We start from the raw sequence: 17,398 nt of genomic DNA, 5'->3' as shown, positions 1-17,398 counted from the left end.
GTGATGACATTGGATAGAGCGCAGCGTAAGATTGACCACATAAACTATGCAATACAAACAAGGAAAAACGGAGGCAATGGTCTTTCTGATATTCGGTTTGTACATAATAGTTTACCGGATATGGCTGTTTCAGATGTCGATCTATCTGTCAGAATGGGCGAACTATTTTTAAGTTCGCCCATTTTTATCAATGCGATGACAGGTGGTGGTGGCAGTGAAACATTAAAAATAAATGAAGGGCTTGCTCTCGTTGCGAAAGAATTAAATATGGCAATGGCCGTTGGTTCTCAAATGGCGGCTATTAAAGATCGTAACGAACTAAAATCGTTTGAAATTGTTCGAAAAATTCATCAAAAAGGAATGGTTTTTGCAAACTTAGGAAGTGAGGCAACGGTTGAACAAGCTAAACAGGCTGTTGAAATGATTGAAGCAAATGCCCTTCAAATCCATTTAAACGCTGTTCAAGAGCTTGTAATGCCAGAAGGTGATCGAGATTTTACAAACGCTTTAAAACGAATTGAACGTATTGTTAATGAAATTGAAGTGCCTGTCATTGTCAAAGAAGTAGGGTATGGGATGAGCCGTAAAACAGCTTTAAAGCTGTATGAAGCAGGTGTAAGCATAGTAGATGTTGGTGGATATGGGGGAACAAATTTTTCAAAGGTTGAAAATGAACGTCGTATGCGACATCTAGCGTTTTTTGAAGACTGGGGGATTGAAACTTCGGCTACTATCGCTGAGGTGGCAAGTATTAATCAACCACTTTCTATAATAGCAACCGGTGGAATCAATCATGCTCTTGATGTAGCGAAAGCGATTGCACTAGGAGCATCATCCGTCGGAATGGCCGGATATGTTTTAACGCTTTTACGGCAAAAAGGTGTTGAAAAACTATTAGATAAGATGAAAGAATTTCATGAAGATTTATCGCTGATCATGACCGCTCTAGGTGTTAAGTCAATTTCAGCATTACAACGTGTGCCGCTTGTCATTAAAGGTGATACATACCATTGGTTAAAAGAACGAAATGTTGATACAACTCGATACGCGAACCGCAATTAAGGGGCTGTCCGAAAAGTAGTATTTACGCCCTGAAACTAAAAAAGTAGACCGAAAGAATGCTGTGAAATCAGCATTCCTTCGGTCTTAATTTTGGCGTATTTTACCCTAATACAAACTTTTAGATAGTCCTTTCTTACAGGATCAGAATTTATATCGTGTATGCAAAAGTTTGGACGGTACTTAAGATTTCGTTGTCCAGCGCAAGGCGCCATCGGCAAAGACGTAAAGACAAGCTGGCTAGAAGGTTGATTTTCACCTTCTAGCCAGCTTGTCTTGTGCTTGTCGCCGATAGGCGTACCCAGTTGCGCTTTTCTTATTTATTCCGCTTTCTTGCATCATTAGGGCTTTCAAGACGTGATGCCCCTTTATAATGAATCGATTGGTCTCGGTCAGATTCTACTCTTCCTTCTTTTTTTAATTTCCGTTCTTGTCGATCTCTTCCCATCATCCCATCCCTCTCAGATAAACTTTTTTAGTAAATAAATTGTTACATTCATTTACATTATGTGAAAGGTAAGGCGTGACTATTCGTTGATTATTTTACATAATTTTTCCCCATAATGGAAATAGTAGGAGGGTGATGATGTGGAAGGGATCATTTATTATTGGACCATGTGGTTTGGATGGACAATTGTGACGTTTTGGATGGAAAAAGGAAAAAGAAGATGGCTTTATGCGTCCTTCATCATGATGAATATTATCGTAAGCCAATCGTATTGGTCTTTTTCCTTTGGTCAAATTGGATTTTCCTATTTTCTTTTTATCCTTTTTGGAATCTTTAACTTAAGAAGGACAAAAAAGAAAGTTCACTCTACTTTTTCGGTTGCAACGATTGCATTTGCTTATGCTGGAATTGAACTTTTTCATGTATATGACCCGGTATGGTTCTTTGGGAATGTGTCTATTATTTGTGCGCTCTTATCGTTCATACTATCCCTTCTGTTAAGTAAGACATATGAAGAAACGCTCGCTTATACTTTAACAGGTGTATGTTTGGGTGATGCATTATTTTGGACTGTCATTTTTCAAGTCATGAATTATCCAATTACCATTGGAAGTCCGCCTTTTTTAGATACGATTTCTTATGTTGGTATCTTTTTCACCCTTTGGCTCCTGTTTAAATCCTTAACGAAATGGTTAGAACAACTTGTGGACAAAACGATAAAGGAGAAAGAACGGATTTATGAATGAATTTACATATCCTATTTTATTTGGTGTTTTAGCAGGTGTTAGTTCTCGATTATATATGTTGAAAACAGATTACCGTCAATATCCAACGTATTTACATGGTAAAATTATTCATGTTGCGTTAGGTGTGATCGCCGCAGGCTTAGGAACAGTAGCTGTTCCTGCTATTATGCAAAAAGAATTTACAGCCATTACGTTTTTAACCGTTGCCGCCTCTCAATTTCGGGAAGTTCGAAATATGGAGAGAAACACGTTAACGGAGCTCGACAAATTTGAACTCGTTCCACGAGGGAATACGTACATTGAAGGGGTTGCCATTGCGTTTGAAAGCCGCAATTACCTTGTCATATTCACCTCGCTTTTTGTGACATTTGCTTACTTGCTTTTCAATTTTTGGGTAAGTATCATTGTAGCTGTTTTATGCATTGGAATCGCCAAAGTATTAATGTCCGGTGGGAAATTAGGTGAAATTGTTGAAGTGGAATATGTAAAGCCCCATTTTGACGGACCGGGATTATATGTTGATAACATATACATTATGAATATTGGGATACCTGACAAACGAGAGCTCGTATTAAAATATGGAATGGGCTTCATCTTAAAACCAAAATCATTTAATGCAAGAGCAACAATCGCTAATCTTGGTCAAAGACAAGCGGTACTTCACGATGTTTCAACCGCATTAGGCGTCATTCGTGATAGTGGTGAACCTTCGCTTGTACCTTTAGCCAAAAGAGATTTGGATGATGGTCGCATCGGTGTATTTGTTCTTCCACAAAATCCCGATATTGATATGGCCATACGTGTTATACAAAACGTACCAACGCTAGAGAGTGCCATTCGAATGCCTACTGAGTCTGATGCAAATAAGAAAGGACGTTTGATGCAATGATTCTTGAAAAATCGATTCTTGCTGTGATCACGACTGATCAAACGAAATTACAGGGGTCTGTGGCAACATTTATTTGTAAGGACCGGGAAGAGATGGATTTGTTTGCGAAAAATTTAGAAGCGATTTTGGACGGAATTGCACATGCGATTGGTGAAGATGTATACGTAGTTGTCAAACACTTTTGATGATTATTGTCGATTGGATGAAACTACTATATAATAGGATAGTTAGCCCTTCTTTTAAAGGAAGGGTTTCTTTTTCTGGATGGACAAAATAGAAGATATTTACATTTGATTTAAAAATTACCTTTTGAATGACCGGAAAAGTTCATATAAACGAGAAAGGATGTTGTGTAGTGCGAAAACATGTCGTTGCGATTGTGGGACGTCCAAATGTCGGAAAATCGACGATATTTAACCGCATCGTCGGAGAGCGTGTATCGATTGTAGAGGATGTTCCTGGTGTAACACGAGATAGAATATATTCACAAGCAGAATGGTTAACCCATCAATTTAATATCATTGATACAGGTGGAATTGAAATTGGTGACGCACCGTTTCTTGCACAAATTCGTCAACAGGCTGAACTAGCGATTGATGAAGCGGATGTTATAATATTTATTGTAAACGGACGCGAAGGGGTAACAGCTGCTGATGAAGAAGTGGCGAAAATTTTGTATCGTTCAAAAAAACCGATTGTCTTAGGGGTCAATAAAATAGATAACCCTAATATGCGTGATCAAATCTATGATTTTTATGCTCTCGGTTTCGGTGAGCCTTATCCAATCTCGGGATCACATGGAATAGGGCTTGGTGATTTACTTGATGAAGTTGTCAAACATTTTGAAACTCGTTCTGATGAAGATTATGATGATGATATCATTAAGTTTTCATTAATCGGTCGACCAAACGTCGGCAAGTCCTCTCTTGTCAATGCTATATTAGGAGAAGAGCGCGTCATTGTAAGTGACATTGCCGGAACGACTCGTGATGCCATTGATACGACCTTTAAGTATAGTGGACAAGAATTTGTGATTATCGATACTGCTGGAATGAGGAAAAAAGGAAAAGTATATGAAACAACTGAAAAGTATAGCGTATTAAGAGCTTTAAAAGCGATTGAACGGTCAGACGTCGTGCTTGTCGTCTTAAATGGAGAAGAAGGGATTATTGAGCAAGATAAACGAATTGCTGGATATGCACACGAAGCAGGAAAAGCTGTAGTTATTGTTGTTAATAAATGGGATGTTGTTGAAAAAGACGAAAAGACGATGAAACAATTTGAACAAAAAATAAGAGATCATTTCTTATTTTTAGATTATGCCCCGATTGTTTTCTTATCTGCAAAGACGAAAAAACGACTGCATACATTAATGCCAGATATTATAAAAGTAAGTGAAAATCATGCATTACGTGTTCAAACGAATGTATTAAATGATGTGATTATGGATGCGGTTGCGATGAATCCAACGCCAACTGATAAGGGAACGAGATTGAAAATATACTATGCAACACAAGTAGCCGTAAAGCCTCCAACATTTGTTATTTTTGTCAATGATCCAGAGCTATTGCACTTTTCATATGCAAGATTTTTGGAAAATCGAATTCGTGATGCATTCGGGTTTGAAGGAACGCCAATCAAACTTATCGCAAGAGCAAGAAAGTAATGACTTAGTTGTGAGTAGTAGTAGCATTTTCGACTCTACTCACTTTTTTACATAAGTTCATCATTAATTTTTTTAAAGGAAGTGAGAAGGTTGGAACATATCGCTGTTTTAGGAGCTGGAAGTTGGGGAACAGCCCTCGCACTCGTATTAAGTGATAACGGGCACCGTGTTCGTCTTTGGGGACATCGAAAAGAACATATTGAGGAAATGAAAAACTCACGGGTAAATGATCAATATTTACCGAATGTACCTTTACCAGAAAATATTCAAATGTATTATCAGTTAAAATTAGCGGTAGAGGATGTTAAGACGATTGTGCTAGCTGTCCCTACGAAAGCGATTCGAGAAGTACTGCAAAATTTACAACAGTACCTAAAACATCCTGTGGTCATTGTCCATGTAAGTAAAGGAATTGAACCGAACTCATTGAAACGCATTTCGGAAATTATCCGTGAAGAAATGAACGAAAAATTCCTTCAAGACGTTGTCGTCTTATCAGGACCTAGTCATGCAGAAGAAGTGAGTTTACGGCAACCAACGACTGTTACATCATCAAGCGATAATATGAAAGCAGCAGAATATGTACAAGATTTGTTTATTAATTACTATTTCAGAGTATACACAAACCCGGATGTTATCGGTGTTGAAATGGGTGGAGCCTTAAAAAATATTATTGCTCTAGCTGCCGGAATTAGTGATGGTCTTGGATATGGTGACAATGCAAAAGCAGCTCTTATTACGCGTGGGTTGGCAGAAATTGCTCGTCTAGGAAGTAAAATGGGGGCTAATCCTCTAACGTTTTCTGGATTAACGGGAATCGGTGACTTAATTGTTACATGTACGAGCGTACATTCGCGTAACTGGCGTGCTGGAAATATGCTTGGAAAAGGGAAAACACTTGATGAAGTGTTACAGTCGATGGGAATGGTTGTTGAAGGTGTAAGAACGACGAAGGCTGCGTATCAGTTAGCGGAAAAGTATGACGTGAAAATGCCAATTACAAGAGCGTTGTATGATGTTCTTTTTAATGGGAAAAATTCGAAACAAGCAGTAGAATCTTTAATGGGACGTGTAAAAACGCACGAAATGGAAGACTTAGTGAACATTATGGAAGGGCGTTCTACAGATGAATGAACTGTTAGTAAGTATTCATAAAGGATCCGATCCTAACTCTTCACGATTTTAGCCTAGATGGCAGCAGATACGTGTCTTCTTAAAAAGACTGAAGGAAAGGACAACTCCCTTGTTCACTTCAGTCTTTTTTTGATTCATCATTGAACAGTACCTTCATTATGTTATAATGTTTTCGGGAAAAAGGAGTGAAAAAGTATGACACCAGCATTAATGAAAATGTGGTTTGCGTTAGGGGCCATGGGATTTATGTTTATTTCAGTTTTCTCCATTTACTTAAGTCGTTATAAATTAAAAGGTTTTTGGAAAGTGTTGTTTAGTATCATTGCCTACATATTTATGATTCTAGCCGGAATTATTATCTTTTTTGTTGTCTTTTCAGGACCAGTAAATGAATAAAAAAGGAAGGTTTATATGAAAAAAATCGCAACATTTATCATTCCTTTCCTTTCAGTTATTTTATTGAGTGGATGTTTATATCCTGAAGGGAAATTATCAAAAAACGAAGTTCCGTACGATACACAAATTACTTCTGTTCAAACGGCTGTAAACAATTATCAAGAACAAAACAACGGGCTTTTACCAATCAAAACACGTGATATGGAAACACCGATTTATCAAAAATATCCGATTGACTTTAATAAGCTTATTCCAGAATTTTTACCTGAACCACCGGGGACAGCTTATGAGAATGGTGGTGTTTACTTATATGTTTTAGTTGATGTTGAAGAAAATCCAACCGTCAAACTGATTGATTTACGGATCGCTGAACAAATTAGAGAAATAAATATTCGGTTAGAAGCATATAAACAAACGAATGGTTATCCGCCATTTAAAGAGGAAATTACACAAGGGGTATATTCTATAGATTATAAAAAGTTAGGTTATAGTGAATTACCTCAAGTGTTAAGTCCGTTTTCAAATGAATATTTACCTCTTGTTATCGATAGCAATGGGGAAGTATTTGTTGACTACTCCATTGATTTATATAAAGCGCTTCAAAAAGGTGGGGGCAAGTTGAAGAAAGGCGAAGATATTCGCTCTATATTAGTTGAAGACTCACCTTTTGTTCCAGCATTTTCTCTCCCTTATACAGTAAATGAAGCCAACGAACCAATCTTTTTGATAAATTAAGTCATGAACCTTTCTCTAGATTCATACATCTTAAGAGAAAGGTTCATTTTTTTTATCCATAAAATCTCTACCTATATTATGATGGGTTGCGAATTTTTAACTGAAGAAAAGGGATGAACTGTTTTCAAAATAGAAATTAAATTTTATGGCTTTAGTCATAAACTAGTCGGACAACATCATAAACATATACTGTCTAATAACTGTATGCAATCATCTTTTTCATCCAATGACTAATGAGTCGGGAGGGGAATCACTTGGAAAAAGTAGATATTTTTAAAGATATCGCTGAACGAACAGGCGGCGATATTTATCTAGGAGTTGTCGGTGCAGTTCGAACTGGTAAATCAACGTTTATTAAAAAATTTATGGAGTTAGTCGTGTTGCCAAACATAGAGAACCAGTCAGATAAAGCTCGTGCACAAGATGAGCTCCCGCAAAGTGCGGCAGGTAGAACGATCATGACGACAGAGCCTAAATTTGTCCCAAATCAAGCGGTGACCGTTCATGTTGATGAGGGACTTGATGTCAATATAAGAATGGTTGATTGTGTAGGATATACCGTCCCTGGAGCAAAAGGGTATGAAGATGAAAATGGACCGAGAATGATTAACACACCATGGTATGAAGAACCAATTCCATTTCATGAAGCTGCGGAAATCGGCACAAGAAAGGTTATTCAAGAGCACTCTACCATTGGCGTTGTTATAACAACGGATGGGTCTATCGGTGAAATCTCTCGCTCTGATTATATTGAAGCGGAAGAGAGAGTAATCGAGGAATTAAAGGAAGTTGGAAAACCGTTCATTATGATTGTGAACTCTGTCCATCCGCATCATCCTGAAACAGAAAGCTTACGACGGGAATTAAATGAGAAATACGATATTCCAGTATTAAGTATGAGTGTTGAAAGCATGAGGGAATCAGACGTTATCAATGTGCTCCGAGAAGCATTATTTGAATTCCCTGTTCTTGAAGTGAATGTGAACTTACCTAGTTGGGTTATGGTATTAAGGGAGGACCATTGGCTTCGTGAAAGCTACCAAGATACTGTAAAAGATACAGTAAAAGATATTAAAAGATTAAGAGATGTCAATTTGGTGGTCGACCAATTTAGCGAATATGAATTTATCGAACGAGCTGGGCTAGCTGGTATTGAAATGGGGCAAGGAATTGCGGAAATCGATTTATATGCTCCTGATGATTTATATGACCAAATATTAAAAGAAGTTGTCGGGGTTGAAATTCGAGGGAAAGATCATTTATTACAATTAATGCAAGACTTTGCTCATGCGAAAACGGAATACGATCAGGTGGCCGATGCATTAAAAATGGTGAAACAAACAGGTTACGGAGTTGCAGCACCAGCGCTTACAGATATGAGCTTAGATGAGCCTGAAATTATTCGTCAAGGATCTCGGTTTGGCGTACGCCTAAAAGCTGTTGCTCCCTCAATTCATATGATTAAAGTGGATGTCGAAAGTGAGTTTGCACCAATAATCGGGACTGAAAAGCAAAGTGAAGAATTAGTTCGTTATTTAATGCAAGATTTTGAAGATGATCCATTATCTATATGGAATTCTGATATCTTTGGTCGCTCCTTAAGTTCTATTGTTCGTGAAGGAATTCAAGCGAAACTTTCACTTATGCCTGAAAATGCTCGATATAAATTAAAAGAAACGTTAGAGCGAATCATTAACGAAGGTTCCGGTGGACTCATTGCCATCATTTTATAACGGAGAGACCTCTTGCGAAAAGAGGTCTTATTTGATTTATAACGTCTACATTCCTTACTACTTATCCCGGATTAAATCTAAATAAAAACAGCTGTATCGGTACACTTTAATGCTTTAGCCGTAAAATGTGTATCGATAAAATAAGTTTCTTTCAAAAGGAGTTTGTTTTTTTTGACCAACAAACGAACATTTGTTCTATTTTGCTATAAATTGTTGATTTTTCAAGGGATTGTCCATGAATAATGCTTGATTAATAAATAGTGATTATGGTACTCTTTTAACAGAAATTCTTCTCTTTATTGGTCTATTATTCCTTGTTAACCAATTCTTTTACGAAAAATGATTGAAATCTGTTGTATTATCCATTAATATTAGCGTGTCACAACATCTTGTTTATCGTTAATATGTATATATTTTCAAAGAATTGTGAAGAAATGAATATATCGAAACACTTTTGGGAACTTCTTGGGAGGAGGTGAAACGAATGAACAAAACAGAACTAATCAACCAAGTAGCTGAAATGAGCGAGTTATCTAAAAAAGATGCAACAAAAGCTGTCGATGCAGTTTTTGATACAATTTTAGAAGCATTAAAAAATGGCGATAAAGTACAATTAATCGGATTCGGTAACTTCGAAGTACGCGAGCGTGCTGCACGTAAAGGTCGTAATCCTCAAACAGGTGAAGAGATCGAAATTCCAGCGAGCAAAGTACCTGCATTCAAACCAGGTAAAGCTCTTAAAGATGCTGTAGCTGGCAAGTAATGTGTATGGGAAACGTTCACATACATAGCATTCATTTCTTCACAGTAAGCCCCTATTTTAGGGGCTTTTCTTATGTATGCTTTGCTTTTTTCTAAATTTTTGTGCTAGAATCGGAATACAAATGCTTTTTTGATTCAGGAGGAAAGTCGACATGTCCAGTGTAAATAAAGAACAAATTGAACATGCAGTTCGATTGATATTAGAAGCGATTGGCGAAGATCCGAATCGTGAAGGTTTGCTCGATACACCAAAACGAGTAGCAAAGATGTATGAAGAAGTTTTTGAAGGATTGCGAATAGATCCAAAAGAATACTTTAGCACTGTATTTGGTGAAGACCATGAAGAACTTGTCCTCGTTAAAGATATTCCCTTTTATTCAATGTGTGAACACCATTTAGTTCCCTTTTACGGGCAAGCACATGTAGCTTATATTCCGAAAGGTGGAAAGGTAACGGGATTAAGTAAACTTGCACGTGCCGTTGAGGCAGTAGCGAAACGTCCACAGCTTCAAGAACGAATTACATCTACGATTGCAGATAGTATCGTTGAAACGTTAGACCCACATGGGGTTATGGTGGTCGTAGAAGCAGAGCATATGTGTATGACAATGCGTGGTGTGAAGAAACCAGGCTCTAAAACCGTTACATCTGCTGTTCGAGGCTGTTTCTTAAAAGATGAAGCTGCTCGTAGTGAAGTTTTATCACTTATAAAACAATAAAAGAAATGGACGGGTGACAAAAATGAATTCATCTGGAAATGATTTTGTTATTATTAAAGCAATTGAAGATGGAGTAAACGTAATCGGTCTAACACGCGGATCAGATACAAGATTTCATCATTCTGAAAAGCTGGATAAAGGTGAAGTGATGATTGCACAATTTACTGAACATACTTCAGCGATTAAAGTGCGTGGGAAAGCAATTATACAAACGAGTCACGGCGAAATCGAAAGTGATGCACGAAAGTAAGCAGGATTCCCTGCTTCTTTTAATTTCTAAAAATAGACTTGCATATTAAGCGACGTCATTTTGTGTTATAATATAATTTGTTTATACAAAATATATGGATAATAGGGTTGTAACATGCTTAAACGATTGAAATGGACAAGGGTGATTGGATTGAAAGACATAGAAAACACTTTATCTTCGCTGAAAGAGGCAGTAGAAATAAAACTTTCTCATCCGTTTTTAGCCGAATATATAGAAAAACCATTCATTGATGAGGATAAACTTTTGTTATTTTATGCCATTTTTCGAGAAGCAAATATTTCAGAGAAGGAACTTGAAAACTATTGCACTACCGCCATGCTCGTCCAAATAGCCCTTGATACCCATGATTTAGTAGGTAATGTAAAATGCACGGAACAAAGAGAATTAATCGGGAGACAATTAACGGTTTTAGCTGGGGATTATTTTAGCGGACTTTATTATTATATATTAGCGAACTTAAATGATGTAAAGATGATTCAAACATTTGCTATGGCGATTAAAGAGATTAATGAACATAAAATCCGTCTTTATCAATCAAAACAAGATGTTACCGATATGCTCTATAGCTTGTCCGTAATCGAATCATCACTTTTCCGACATATAGGGGAACATTTTAAAATAGCAAGCATACCGGCCATTGCGGATCACTTTCTGACATACAAACGACTTTGCAATGAAAAACAGATAGGGGAAAGGGGAAAATCATCCATTTTCATTAATAGCCTTCGACTTGTGATGAAAAAAGAAGTCGATTCCATCAATGTGAAAATGCTGACCCTTTGCAGACAATGGTTTGAAAAAACAGCGGTATTGCTTGAATCCGAACAAATTTATCCCCAAAAAGTAAAAGAATTCATTTTAGATCGATTACATACGATTCGGTTCGCGCATGAAAGATTGCTAAACAAAATGGTGGAAGAAGGGTAATAAATGGCATCTAAAGAAGAAAGAGTTCATAAAGTTTTTGAGAAAATATATGAAAACTATGATCATATGAATTCCGTCATTAGCTTTCGCCGACATATTGCTTGGCGAAAAGAAACGATGAAACGGATGAATGTTCATAAAGGTGCCCATTGTTTAGATGTATGTTGTGGTACAGGAGATTGGACCATTTCTTTAGCCCACCAAGTAGGTGAGACGGGAAAAGTAATCGGGTTAGACTTTAGTCAAAATATGCTAAAGATTGGCGAACAAAAAGTTGAGGCCGAAAAGCTTACGAACATTGAATTAATGTGGGGAAATGCAATGGAGCTTCCATTTGAGGATCATACGTTTGATTTTGTGACCATTGGCTTTGGTCTTCGAAATGTTCCAGACTATATGCAAGTATTAAAAGAAATGTATCGTGTAACAAAACCAGGTGGGAAAGTAGTTTGTTTAGAAACATCACAGCCTACCTTAATTGGTTTTAGGCAAATCTATTATCTTTATTTCCGCTTTATTATGCCGCTTTTTGGTAAATTGTTTGCGAAAAGCTACGATGAGTATGCATGGTTACAAGAATCAGCGCGAGACTTCCCAGGAATGAAGGAATTAAAGAAGATGTTTGAACAAGCTGGTTTTGTTCAAGTAGAAGTTAAACCTTTTACAGGTGGGGTTGCGGCGATGCATTTAGGACACAAACCGAAACTTAAAAACAATAAGGTGAAATGAATGAAGTTTAAAGCGTTATACTCTTTTTTGGAGCAAGATCTTGATATTGTTGAACGTGAATTAGAGAAAAGTGTACAATCTAATGATCCACTCTTACGTGATGCAGGGCTTCATCTTTTACAAGCGGGGGGAAAGCGTATTCGCCCTGTTTTTGTCTTGTTATCAGCAATGTTTGGGCAATATGATATACAAAAAATAAAGCATATAGCGGTCGCTCTTGAGCTTATTCATATGGCATCGCTCGTTCACGACGATGTCATTGATGATGCTGAATTGCGCCGGGGAAAAGCAACCATCAAATCAAAATGGGATAACCAAGTGGCCATGTATACAGGAGATTATTTATTTGCACGGTCATTACAAGTTATAACAGAAATAGATAAACCATTAGCGCACCAACTTTTAGCAAAGACAATTGTGGAAGTTGCATTAGGCGAAATTGAACAAATAAAAGATAAATATAATTTTGACCAAACATACCGAACGTATTTACGTCGAATTAAACGGAAAACGGCATTGCTAATTGCAACGAGCTGTCAAGTCGGGGCGGTAAGTGCCGACGTGAAAGAAGATTGGCATACTCGATTGTTTTGGTTTGGTTATTATGTCGGATTATCGTATCAAATCATTGATGATGTACTTGATTTTACTTCTACTAAAGAACAGTTAGGAAAGCCGGTTGGAAGCGATCTCCTTCAAGGAAATGTTACATTGCCTGTATTAATCGCTATGGAAGATGAGTCATTAAAACAGAAAATTATTCAAGTAAATGAACATACGACAGAAGAAGAGATGAAGCCGATTATCGAAGAAATTATAAAAAGTGGTGCCGTTGAAAAATCGATCTCCATAAGTAATCGTTACTTAGAAAAAAGTTTAAATATGTTAAGTCCATTGCCGAGAAGCAGAATGAAATCCGCTTTAGTCAACATCGCAAAGTATATTGGAAAAAGAAAATTTTAAGTTTGCGAAAACGCTTTATTAGTGGTAATATTTTGTTGGGCACGTGATGTAAGCCTATACATATAACTAATGGGGTGGATAAGCATGGAGAAGACGTTTTTAATGGTAAAGCCTGATGGGGTTCAACGTCAATTAATTGGAGAAATTGTTTCAAGATTTGAACAAAAAGGACTTCAGCTTGCAGGAGCAAAACTAATGCAAATCTCTCAAGAATTAGCTGAACAGCATTACGGAGAACATAAGGGGAAGCCATTTTTTGAAGAGCTTGTTTCATTTATTACGTCAGGCCCTGTTTTTGCAATGGTTTGGCAAGGTGAAAATGCAATTGAAATTTGTCGCCAAATGATGGGGAAAACAAATCCGAAGGAAGCTCTTCCAGGAACGATTCGTGGTGATTTCGGGATGTTTGTTGGAAAAAATATTATTCACGGTTCTGATTCTCCTGAAAGTGCAGAACGCGAAATTGGTCTGTTTTTTAAGGAAGACGAATTAGTAGAATACGATCGTCAAATTAACAGTTGGGTTTATTAAGAAAAGTGCAAGGCGCCGATTGTATCTTACACTAGATACTTAGAACAATGTGATAAATAGTATGCTTTTTGTCTTTTTACATCAGCCGTTTTGGCTGATTTTTTTTATAAGTAAACAAGATAGTCTCCCATTATGAAAGATCTATTATATACTATATTTAATCGGAATTTTTAAGTGGGAGAGTAGATTCAAGTGGCAGATTTAGACTACAATCAATTTATAGAAAATGTTAAACGAAAAACAGGGATTGACCTATCCTTATATAAGGAAGCACAAATGAAGCGACGCCTTATTTCATTGTATGAAAAAAAAGGCTTTTCATCGTTTCAGCAGTTTTATCGAGAAATGGGAAATGACCCCGAGCTTTTTCAACAGTTTTTAGATCGCATGACCATTAATGTTTCTGAATTTTTTCGTAACTTTAATCGTTGGAAAGTATTTGAAGAATCGATTCTTCCTTCTTTATTACGAAATAAGAGTCATATTAAAGTTTGGAGTGCAGCCTGTTCAACAGGTGAAGAGCCGTATACGATTGCGATGATCCTCTCGAAGTATTTACCACTTTCCTCTGTTAACATATTAGCAACAGATATTGATGAAAAAGCCCTTAGTCAGGCAAGGCTTGGAGAGTATACCGGTCGGTCTTTGCAGGAAGTTCCAGAAGAGGTAAAGCAAGCTTATTTTGATCAAGAAGGAGATACATATATTGTAAAAGAGGATTTAAAGAAAGCCGTAACGTTTAAAAAACATAATTTATTAGCGGACAATTTTGAACAAGGTTTCGACGTCATTGTTTGTCGCAACGTATTAATTTATTTTACGGAAGAAGCGAAAAAGGATCTATATAAGAAATTCTCGAATTCATTATGTGAAAATGGGGTATTATTTGTAGGAAGTACTGAACAAATATTTAATGCTGAACAATATGGTTTAAATTCGGTTGAGACCTTTTTCTATCAAAAAAAATCGTCATAATTTTCTATTCAATTTTATTATTTTATGTTATAGTTTCTTAAAAGCGTTAAAGTGTTGAAGGGGGAAGGAAAATCATGAGGTACTTAACAGCAGGAGAATCACATGGAGTGCAGTTAACGACCATTTTAGAAGGTGTCCCATCTGGACTTCCGCTAACAGCTGAAGATATTAATGCTGATTTGGCGAGAAGACAAAAGGGCTATGGTCGTGGGAGAAGAATGCAAATTGAAAAGGACGAAGTGAAAATTGTTGGTGGCGTTCGTCATGGTAAAACACTTGGCTCTCCCATTGCCCTTGTTGTTGAAAATCGTGATTGGAAGCATTGGACAAAAATTATGGGAGTAGACCCGATTGGAGCAGATGAGGAAAAAGAAGTGAAGCGGCAAATTTCTCGTCCACGCCCTGGACATGCGGATTTAAATGGTGCCATTAAATATGGTCATCGCGATATGAGAAATGTTCTTGAACGCTCATCTGCACGGGAAACGACCGTTCGGGTAGCTGCTGGTGCTGTTGCCAAAAAGGTTTTATTTGAACTCGGTATCGAAGTCATCGGACATGTAACAGAAATTGGTGGAGTAAAAGCTAATACTTCTTATGAATCATTAGACGAACTTCGGAAGAAATCTGAACAGTCAGAAGTTCGGTGTGGTGATAGTCAAGTAGAACAACAAATGAAGGGTGCAATCGACAATGCGAAGGAAAATGGAGATTCGATTGGCGGTGTCGTTGAAGTCATTGTCGAAGGTATGCCTGCTGGTGTTGGTAGTTACGTTCACTATGACCGGAAATTAGACGCAAAAATTGCCCAAGCAATGATTAGTATTAATGCTTTTAAAGGGGTGGAGTTTGGAATTGGATTTGAAGCCGCAAGACGATTTGGGAGTCAAGTTCACGATGAAATCGCTTGGGACAAAGAGCGCGGATACTATCGAAAAACGAATCGGTTAGGCGGTTTTGAAGGTGGAATGACAACAGGAATGCCAATTGTTGTCCGCGGTGTTATGAAACCAATTCCAACATTATACAAGCCACTTCAAAGTGTTGATATTGAAACGAAAGAACCGTTTAATGCTAGTATAGAACGCTCAGATAGTTGTGCCGTTCCAGCAGCAGCCGTTGTTGCTGAAGCTGTCGTTGCATGGGAAATTGCCAATGCCATTGTAGAACAATTTGGCGTTGACCGAATGGACACAATTAAAGAAAATGTTGAACGGTTAAAAGAGTATGCGAGGGAATTTTAATGAAGGTGTTACAAGTACAAACGAAAAGCCGTACATATCCGGTTTTTATAGGTCACAATATGATAAGTGACTTGAAAAATGTTTTAACAACAGTAGACGTTACACCATCAAAATTGATGGTTATGACAGATCAAACGGTCTATTCGTATTATGAACATGTACTGAACGATGTTTTACAAAAGGTCGATATTGACTATAACATTCACATCGTTCCAAGTGGTGAAGCCTCGAAATCATTTGACAACTATTATGAAGCGCTATCAGTTGCGCTACAAGAAGGATTAGACCGAAAATCGATGATGATTGCTTTTGGTGGTGGTGTTGTAGGAGATTTAACAGGGTTTGTTGCCGCTACCTATATGCGTGGAATACCGTTTATTCAAATTCCAACTACACTACTTGCCCATGACAGTGCAGTTGGTGGGAAGGTAGCTATCAATCATCCACTCGGAAAAAATATGATCGGTGCCTTTCATCAGCCACATGCTGTATTTTACGATATTCAATTTTTAAAAACATTACCAATAAATGAATTGCGTTCAGGATTTGCTGAAGTCGTAAAGCATGGAATGATCCAAGATCAACAATTTGTCACCTGGTTAATGGATAATGTGTCGCAACTTGACTCGATTTCAAATGATCATCTCATAACATTTATTGATAAAGGAATATCTATTAAAGCTAGAATCGTTTCAAAGGATGAAAAAGAACTTGGGATTCGGGCGTATTTAAATTTCGGACATACACTTGGCCATGCCATTGAATCGGCTATAGGGTATGGAAAAATATCTCATGGAGATGCCGTAGCAATTGGGATGCTATTTGCTCTCTCTTTATCCGAAAGAATAAACAAAATAGACTTACAATATAAGAGAATTCGAAAGTGGTTGCAAAAGCTTGGCTTTCCAACCTCAATACCTTCACATATTACGAATGAACAGCTGTTGGAAAAAATGAAAAAAGATAAAAAAGCAGTAGATCGTCAACTTCGGTTTGTACTGCTTGAAGATTTCGGAAAACCCGTGATAAAGCCTATGGAAGAACATACGGTCCTCTCCTTCTTAGAAGAGTGGAGATTGGAGGGAGCGTTTTGATTCGAGGTGTTAGAGGAGCTATTACTGTGGAAGCGAATGAGGCAGAACAAATTGTTTCAGCTACAGAACGGCTAATAAGCGAGATGGTTACAAAAAACGAAGTACAGCCGGATCATGTTGCTTCGATATTCATCTCCGCTACAAACGACTTAAACGCCTCATTTCCAGCGAAAGCATTAAGGAAATTAAAAGGATGGACATATGTCCCTGTAACATGCATGCAAGAAATGGCTGTTCCAGGAAGTATCGAAAAATGTATACGTGTCATGATGCATATTGAAACCGATCGTGCGCAGCAAGACATCGAGCATATATATTTGGAAAAAGCAAAAACTTTAAGGCCTGATTTAATTGACAAAAAAGTGAATCTAGATTAA

General features: G+C 37.4%; 21 protein-coding genes. 20 read left to right on the top strand and 1 reads right to left on the bottom strand.

Annotation, left to right across the window (positions count from 1 at the left end):
• Window positions 1-9 precede the first annotated feature (9 nt).
• Window positions 10-1,062, top strand: a complete 1,053-nt coding sequence (gene fni / locus MLD65_RS01520) for a type 2 isopentenyl-diphosphate Delta-isomerase (RefSeq protein WP_243290257.1) — start codon at window positions 10-12, stop codon at window positions 1,060-1,062.
• A 313-nt stretch (window positions 1,063-1,375) separates the two neighbouring features.
• Here fni and MLD65_RS01515 read toward each other — a convergent pair whose 3' ends face one another.
• Window positions 1,376-1,507, bottom strand: a complete 132-nt coding sequence (locus tag MLD65_RS01515) for a YpzI family protein (protein WP_243290256.1) — start codon at window positions 1,505-1,507, stop codon at window positions 1,376-1,378.
• 140 nt (window positions 1,508-1,647) lie between these two features.
• On the opposite strand from MLD65_RS01515, the gene MLD65_RS01510 reads away from it, so the two are divergent.
• From MLD65_RS01510 to aroH, 19 genes are all read left to right on the top strand, one after another.
• The gene (locus MLD65_RS01510; protein WP_243290078.1) at window positions 1,648-2,253 is read left to right on the top strand and encodes a YphA family membrane protein; all 606 of its coding nucleotides are present in this window, start codon (window positions 1,648-1,650) and stop codon (window positions 2,251-2,253) included.
• The gene (locus tag MLD65_RS01505; protein WP_243290077.1) at window positions 2,246-3,142 is read left to right on the top strand and encodes a YIEGIA family protein; all 897 of its coding nucleotides are present in this window, start codon (window positions 2,246-2,248) and stop codon (window positions 3,140-3,142) included. The genes MLD65_RS01510 and MLD65_RS01505 overlap by 8 nt, the downstream gene beginning before the upstream one ends.
• Window positions 3,139-3,327: a capping complex subunit for YIEGIA gene (locus tag MLD65_RS01500; protein ID WP_243290076.1), complete on the top strand. Its 189-nt coding sequence runs from the start codon at window positions 3,139-3,141 to the stop codon at window positions 3,325-3,327. The genes MLD65_RS01505 and MLD65_RS01500 overlap by 4 nt, the downstream gene beginning before the upstream one ends.
• Before the next feature lie 170 nt (window positions 3,328-3,497).
• A complete protein-coding gene (der, locus tag MLD65_RS01495) occupies window positions 3,498-4,808 on the top strand; it encodes a ribosome biogenesis GTPase Der (RefSeq protein ID WP_243290075.1) in 1,311 nt (436 codons plus the stop codon).
• A 90-nt stretch (window positions 4,809-4,898) separates the two neighbouring features.
• On the top strand, window positions 4,899-5,942 hold the full coding sequence (locus tag MLD65_RS01490; protein WP_243290074.1) for an NAD(P)H-dependent glycerol-3-phosphate dehydrogenase: 1,044 nt from the start codon (window positions 4,899-4,901) through the stop codon (window positions 5,940-5,942).
• Between the two features lie 195 nt (window positions 5,943-6,137).
• The gene (locus tag MLD65_RS01485) at window positions 6,138-6,338 is read left to right on the top strand and encodes a DUF2768 domain-containing protein (RefSeq protein ID WP_243290073.1); all 201 of its coding nucleotides are present in this window, start codon (window positions 6,138-6,140) and stop codon (window positions 6,336-6,338) included.
• 15 nt (window positions 6,339-6,353) lie between these two features.
• Window positions 6,354-7,073: a hypothetical protein gene (locus MLD65_RS01480; protein WP_243290072.1), complete on the top strand. Its 720-nt coding sequence runs from the start codon at window positions 6,354-6,356 to the stop codon at window positions 7,071-7,073.
• A 254-nt stretch (window positions 7,074-7,327) separates the two neighbouring features.
• Window positions 7,328-8,806: a stage IV sporulation protein A gene (gene spoIVA / locus MLD65_RS01475; protein ID WP_243290071.1), complete on the top strand. Its 1,479-nt coding sequence runs from the start codon at window positions 7,328-7,330 to the stop codon at window positions 8,804-8,806.
• 484 nt (window positions 8,807-9,290) lie between these two features.
• Complete coding sequence (locus MLD65_RS01470) at window positions 9,291-9,569, top strand: HU family DNA-binding protein (protein ID WP_243290255.1); 279 nt, start codon at window positions 9,291-9,293, stop codon at window positions 9,567-9,569.
• 151 nt (window positions 9,570-9,720) lie between these two features.
• Entirely contained in the window at window positions 9,721-10,287 is a 567-nt protein-coding gene (gene folE, locus MLD65_RS01465; protein WP_243290070.1) for a GTP cyclohydrolase I FolE, read from the top strand.
• 22 nt (window positions 10,288-10,309) lie between these two features.
• The gene (gene mtrB, locus MLD65_RS01460) at window positions 10,310-10,537 is read left to right on the top strand and encodes a trp RNA-binding attenuation protein MtrB (protein WP_243290069.1); all 228 of its coding nucleotides are present in this window, start codon (window positions 10,310-10,312) and stop codon (window positions 10,535-10,537) included.
• 114 nt (window positions 10,538-10,651) lie between these two features.
• Window positions 10,652-11,485, top strand: coding sequence for a heptaprenyl diphosphate synthase component 1 (locus MLD65_RS01455; RefSeq protein ID WP_243290068.1), 834 nt, complete (start codon window positions 10,652-10,654; stop codon window positions 11,483-11,485).
• A 3-nt stretch (window positions 11,486-11,488) separates the two neighbouring features.
• The gene (locus MLD65_RS01450; protein WP_243290067.1) at window positions 11,489-12,214 is read left to right on the top strand and encodes a demethylmenaquinone methyltransferase; all 726 of its coding nucleotides are present in this window, start codon (window positions 11,489-11,491) and stop codon (window positions 12,212-12,214) included.
• Window positions 12,215-13,177: a heptaprenyl diphosphate synthase component II gene (hepT, locus tag MLD65_RS01445; protein WP_243290066.1), complete on the top strand. Its 963-nt coding sequence runs from the start codon at window positions 12,215-12,217 to the stop codon at window positions 13,175-13,177.
• Window positions 13,178-13,261: 84 nt separating this feature from the next.
• Entirely contained in the window at window positions 13,262-13,708 is a 447-nt protein-coding gene (gene ndk, locus MLD65_RS01440) for a nucleoside-diphosphate kinase (RefSeq protein ID WP_243290065.1), read from the top strand.
• Between the two features lie 192 nt (window positions 13,709-13,900).
• Window positions 13,901-14,683 carry a CheR family methyltransferase gene (locus MLD65_RS01435; protein ID WP_243290064.1) on the top strand — a complete coding sequence of 261 codons (783 nt, stop codon included), beginning with the start codon at window positions 13,901-13,903 and terminating at the stop codon, window positions 14,681-14,683.
• Window positions 14,684-14,757: 74 nt separating this feature from the next.
• Window positions 14,758-15,927 (top strand): chorismate synthase, encoded by a 1,170-nt coding sequence (gene aroC, locus MLD65_RS01430; protein WP_243290063.1) that lies wholly within the window; start codon window positions 14,758-14,760, stop codon window positions 15,925-15,927.
• Window positions 15,927-17,021 carry a 3-dehydroquinate synthase gene (gene aroB / locus MLD65_RS01425; protein WP_243290062.1) on the top strand — a complete coding sequence of 365 codons (1,095 nt, stop codon included), beginning with the start codon at window positions 15,927-15,929 and terminating at the stop codon, window positions 17,019-17,021. The genes aroC and aroB overlap by 1 nt, the downstream gene beginning before the upstream one ends.
• Window positions 17,018-17,398, top strand: coding sequence for a chorismate mutase (aroH, locus tag MLD65_RS01420; RefSeq protein ID WP_243290061.1), 381 nt, complete (start codon window positions 17,018-17,020; stop codon window positions 17,396-17,398). The genes aroB and aroH overlap by 4 nt, the downstream gene beginning before the upstream one ends.

The organism is Bacillus sp. FJAT-47783 (assembly GCF_022808615.1).
In the GTDB taxonomy this organism is placed as follows: domain Bacteria; phylum Bacillota; class Bacilli; order Bacillales; family Aeribacillaceae; genus Bacillus_BZ.
This window is presented reverse-complemented; position numbering and strand designations above follow the sequence as displayed.

What these genes read in the sequence shown, in the direction of transcription:
- ndk (WP_243290065.1), top strand. Translation starts at nt 13,262, where the DNA reads ATGGAGAAGACGTTTTTAATGGTAAAGCCTGATGGGGTTCAACGTCAA.
- MLD65_RS01450 (WP_243290067.1), top strand. Translation starts at nt 11,489, where the DNA reads ATGGCATCTAAAGAAGAAAGAGTTCATAAAGTTTTTGAGAAAATATAT.
- aroB (WP_243290062.1), top strand. Translation starts at nt 15,927, where the DNA reads ATGAAGGTGTTACAAGTACAAACGAAAAGCCGTACATATCCGGTTTTT.
- mtrB (WP_243290069.1), top strand. Translation starts at nt 10,310, where the DNA reads ATGAATTCATCTGGAAATGATTTTGTTATTATTAAAGCAATTGAAGAT.
- MLD65_RS01500 (WP_243290076.1), top strand. Translation starts at nt 3,139, where the DNA reads ATGATTCTTGAAAAATCGATTCTTGCTGTGATCACGACTGATCAAACG.
- MLD65_RS01455 (WP_243290068.1), top strand. Translation starts at nt 10,652, where the DNA reads ATGCTTAAACGATTGAAATGGACAAGGGTGATTGGATTGAAAGACATA.
- hepT (WP_243290066.1), top strand. Translation starts at nt 12,215, where the DNA reads ATGAAGTTTAAAGCGTTATACTCTTTTTTGGAGCAAGATCTTGATATT.
- folE (WP_243290070.1), top strand. Translation starts at nt 9,721, where the DNA reads ATGTCCAGTGTAAATAAAGAACAAATTGAACATGCAGTTCGATTGATA.
- MLD65_RS01505 (WP_243290077.1), top strand. Translation starts at nt 2,246, where the DNA reads ATGAATGAATTTACATATCCTATTTTATTTGGTGTTTTAGCAGGTGTT.
- aroC (WP_243290063.1), top strand. Translation starts at nt 14,758, where the DNA reads ATGAGGTACTTAACAGCAGGAGAATCACATGGAGTGCAGTTAACGACC.
- MLD65_RS01515 (WP_243290256.1), bottom strand. Translation starts at nt 1,507, where the DNA reads ATGGGAAGAGATCGACAAGAACGGAAATTAAAAAAAGAAGGAAGAGTA.
- MLD65_RS01485 (WP_243290073.1), top strand. Translation starts at nt 6,138, where the DNA reads ATGACACCAGCATTAATGAAAATGTGGTTTGCGTTAGGGGCCATGGGA.
- MLD65_RS01470 (WP_243290255.1), top strand. Translation starts at nt 9,291, where the DNA reads ATGAACAAAACAGAACTAATCAACCAAGTAGCTGAAATGAGCGAGTTA.
- MLD65_RS01480 (WP_243290072.1), top strand. Translation starts at nt 6,354, where the DNA reads ATGAAAAAAATCGCAACATTTATCATTCCTTTCCTTTCAGTTATTTTA.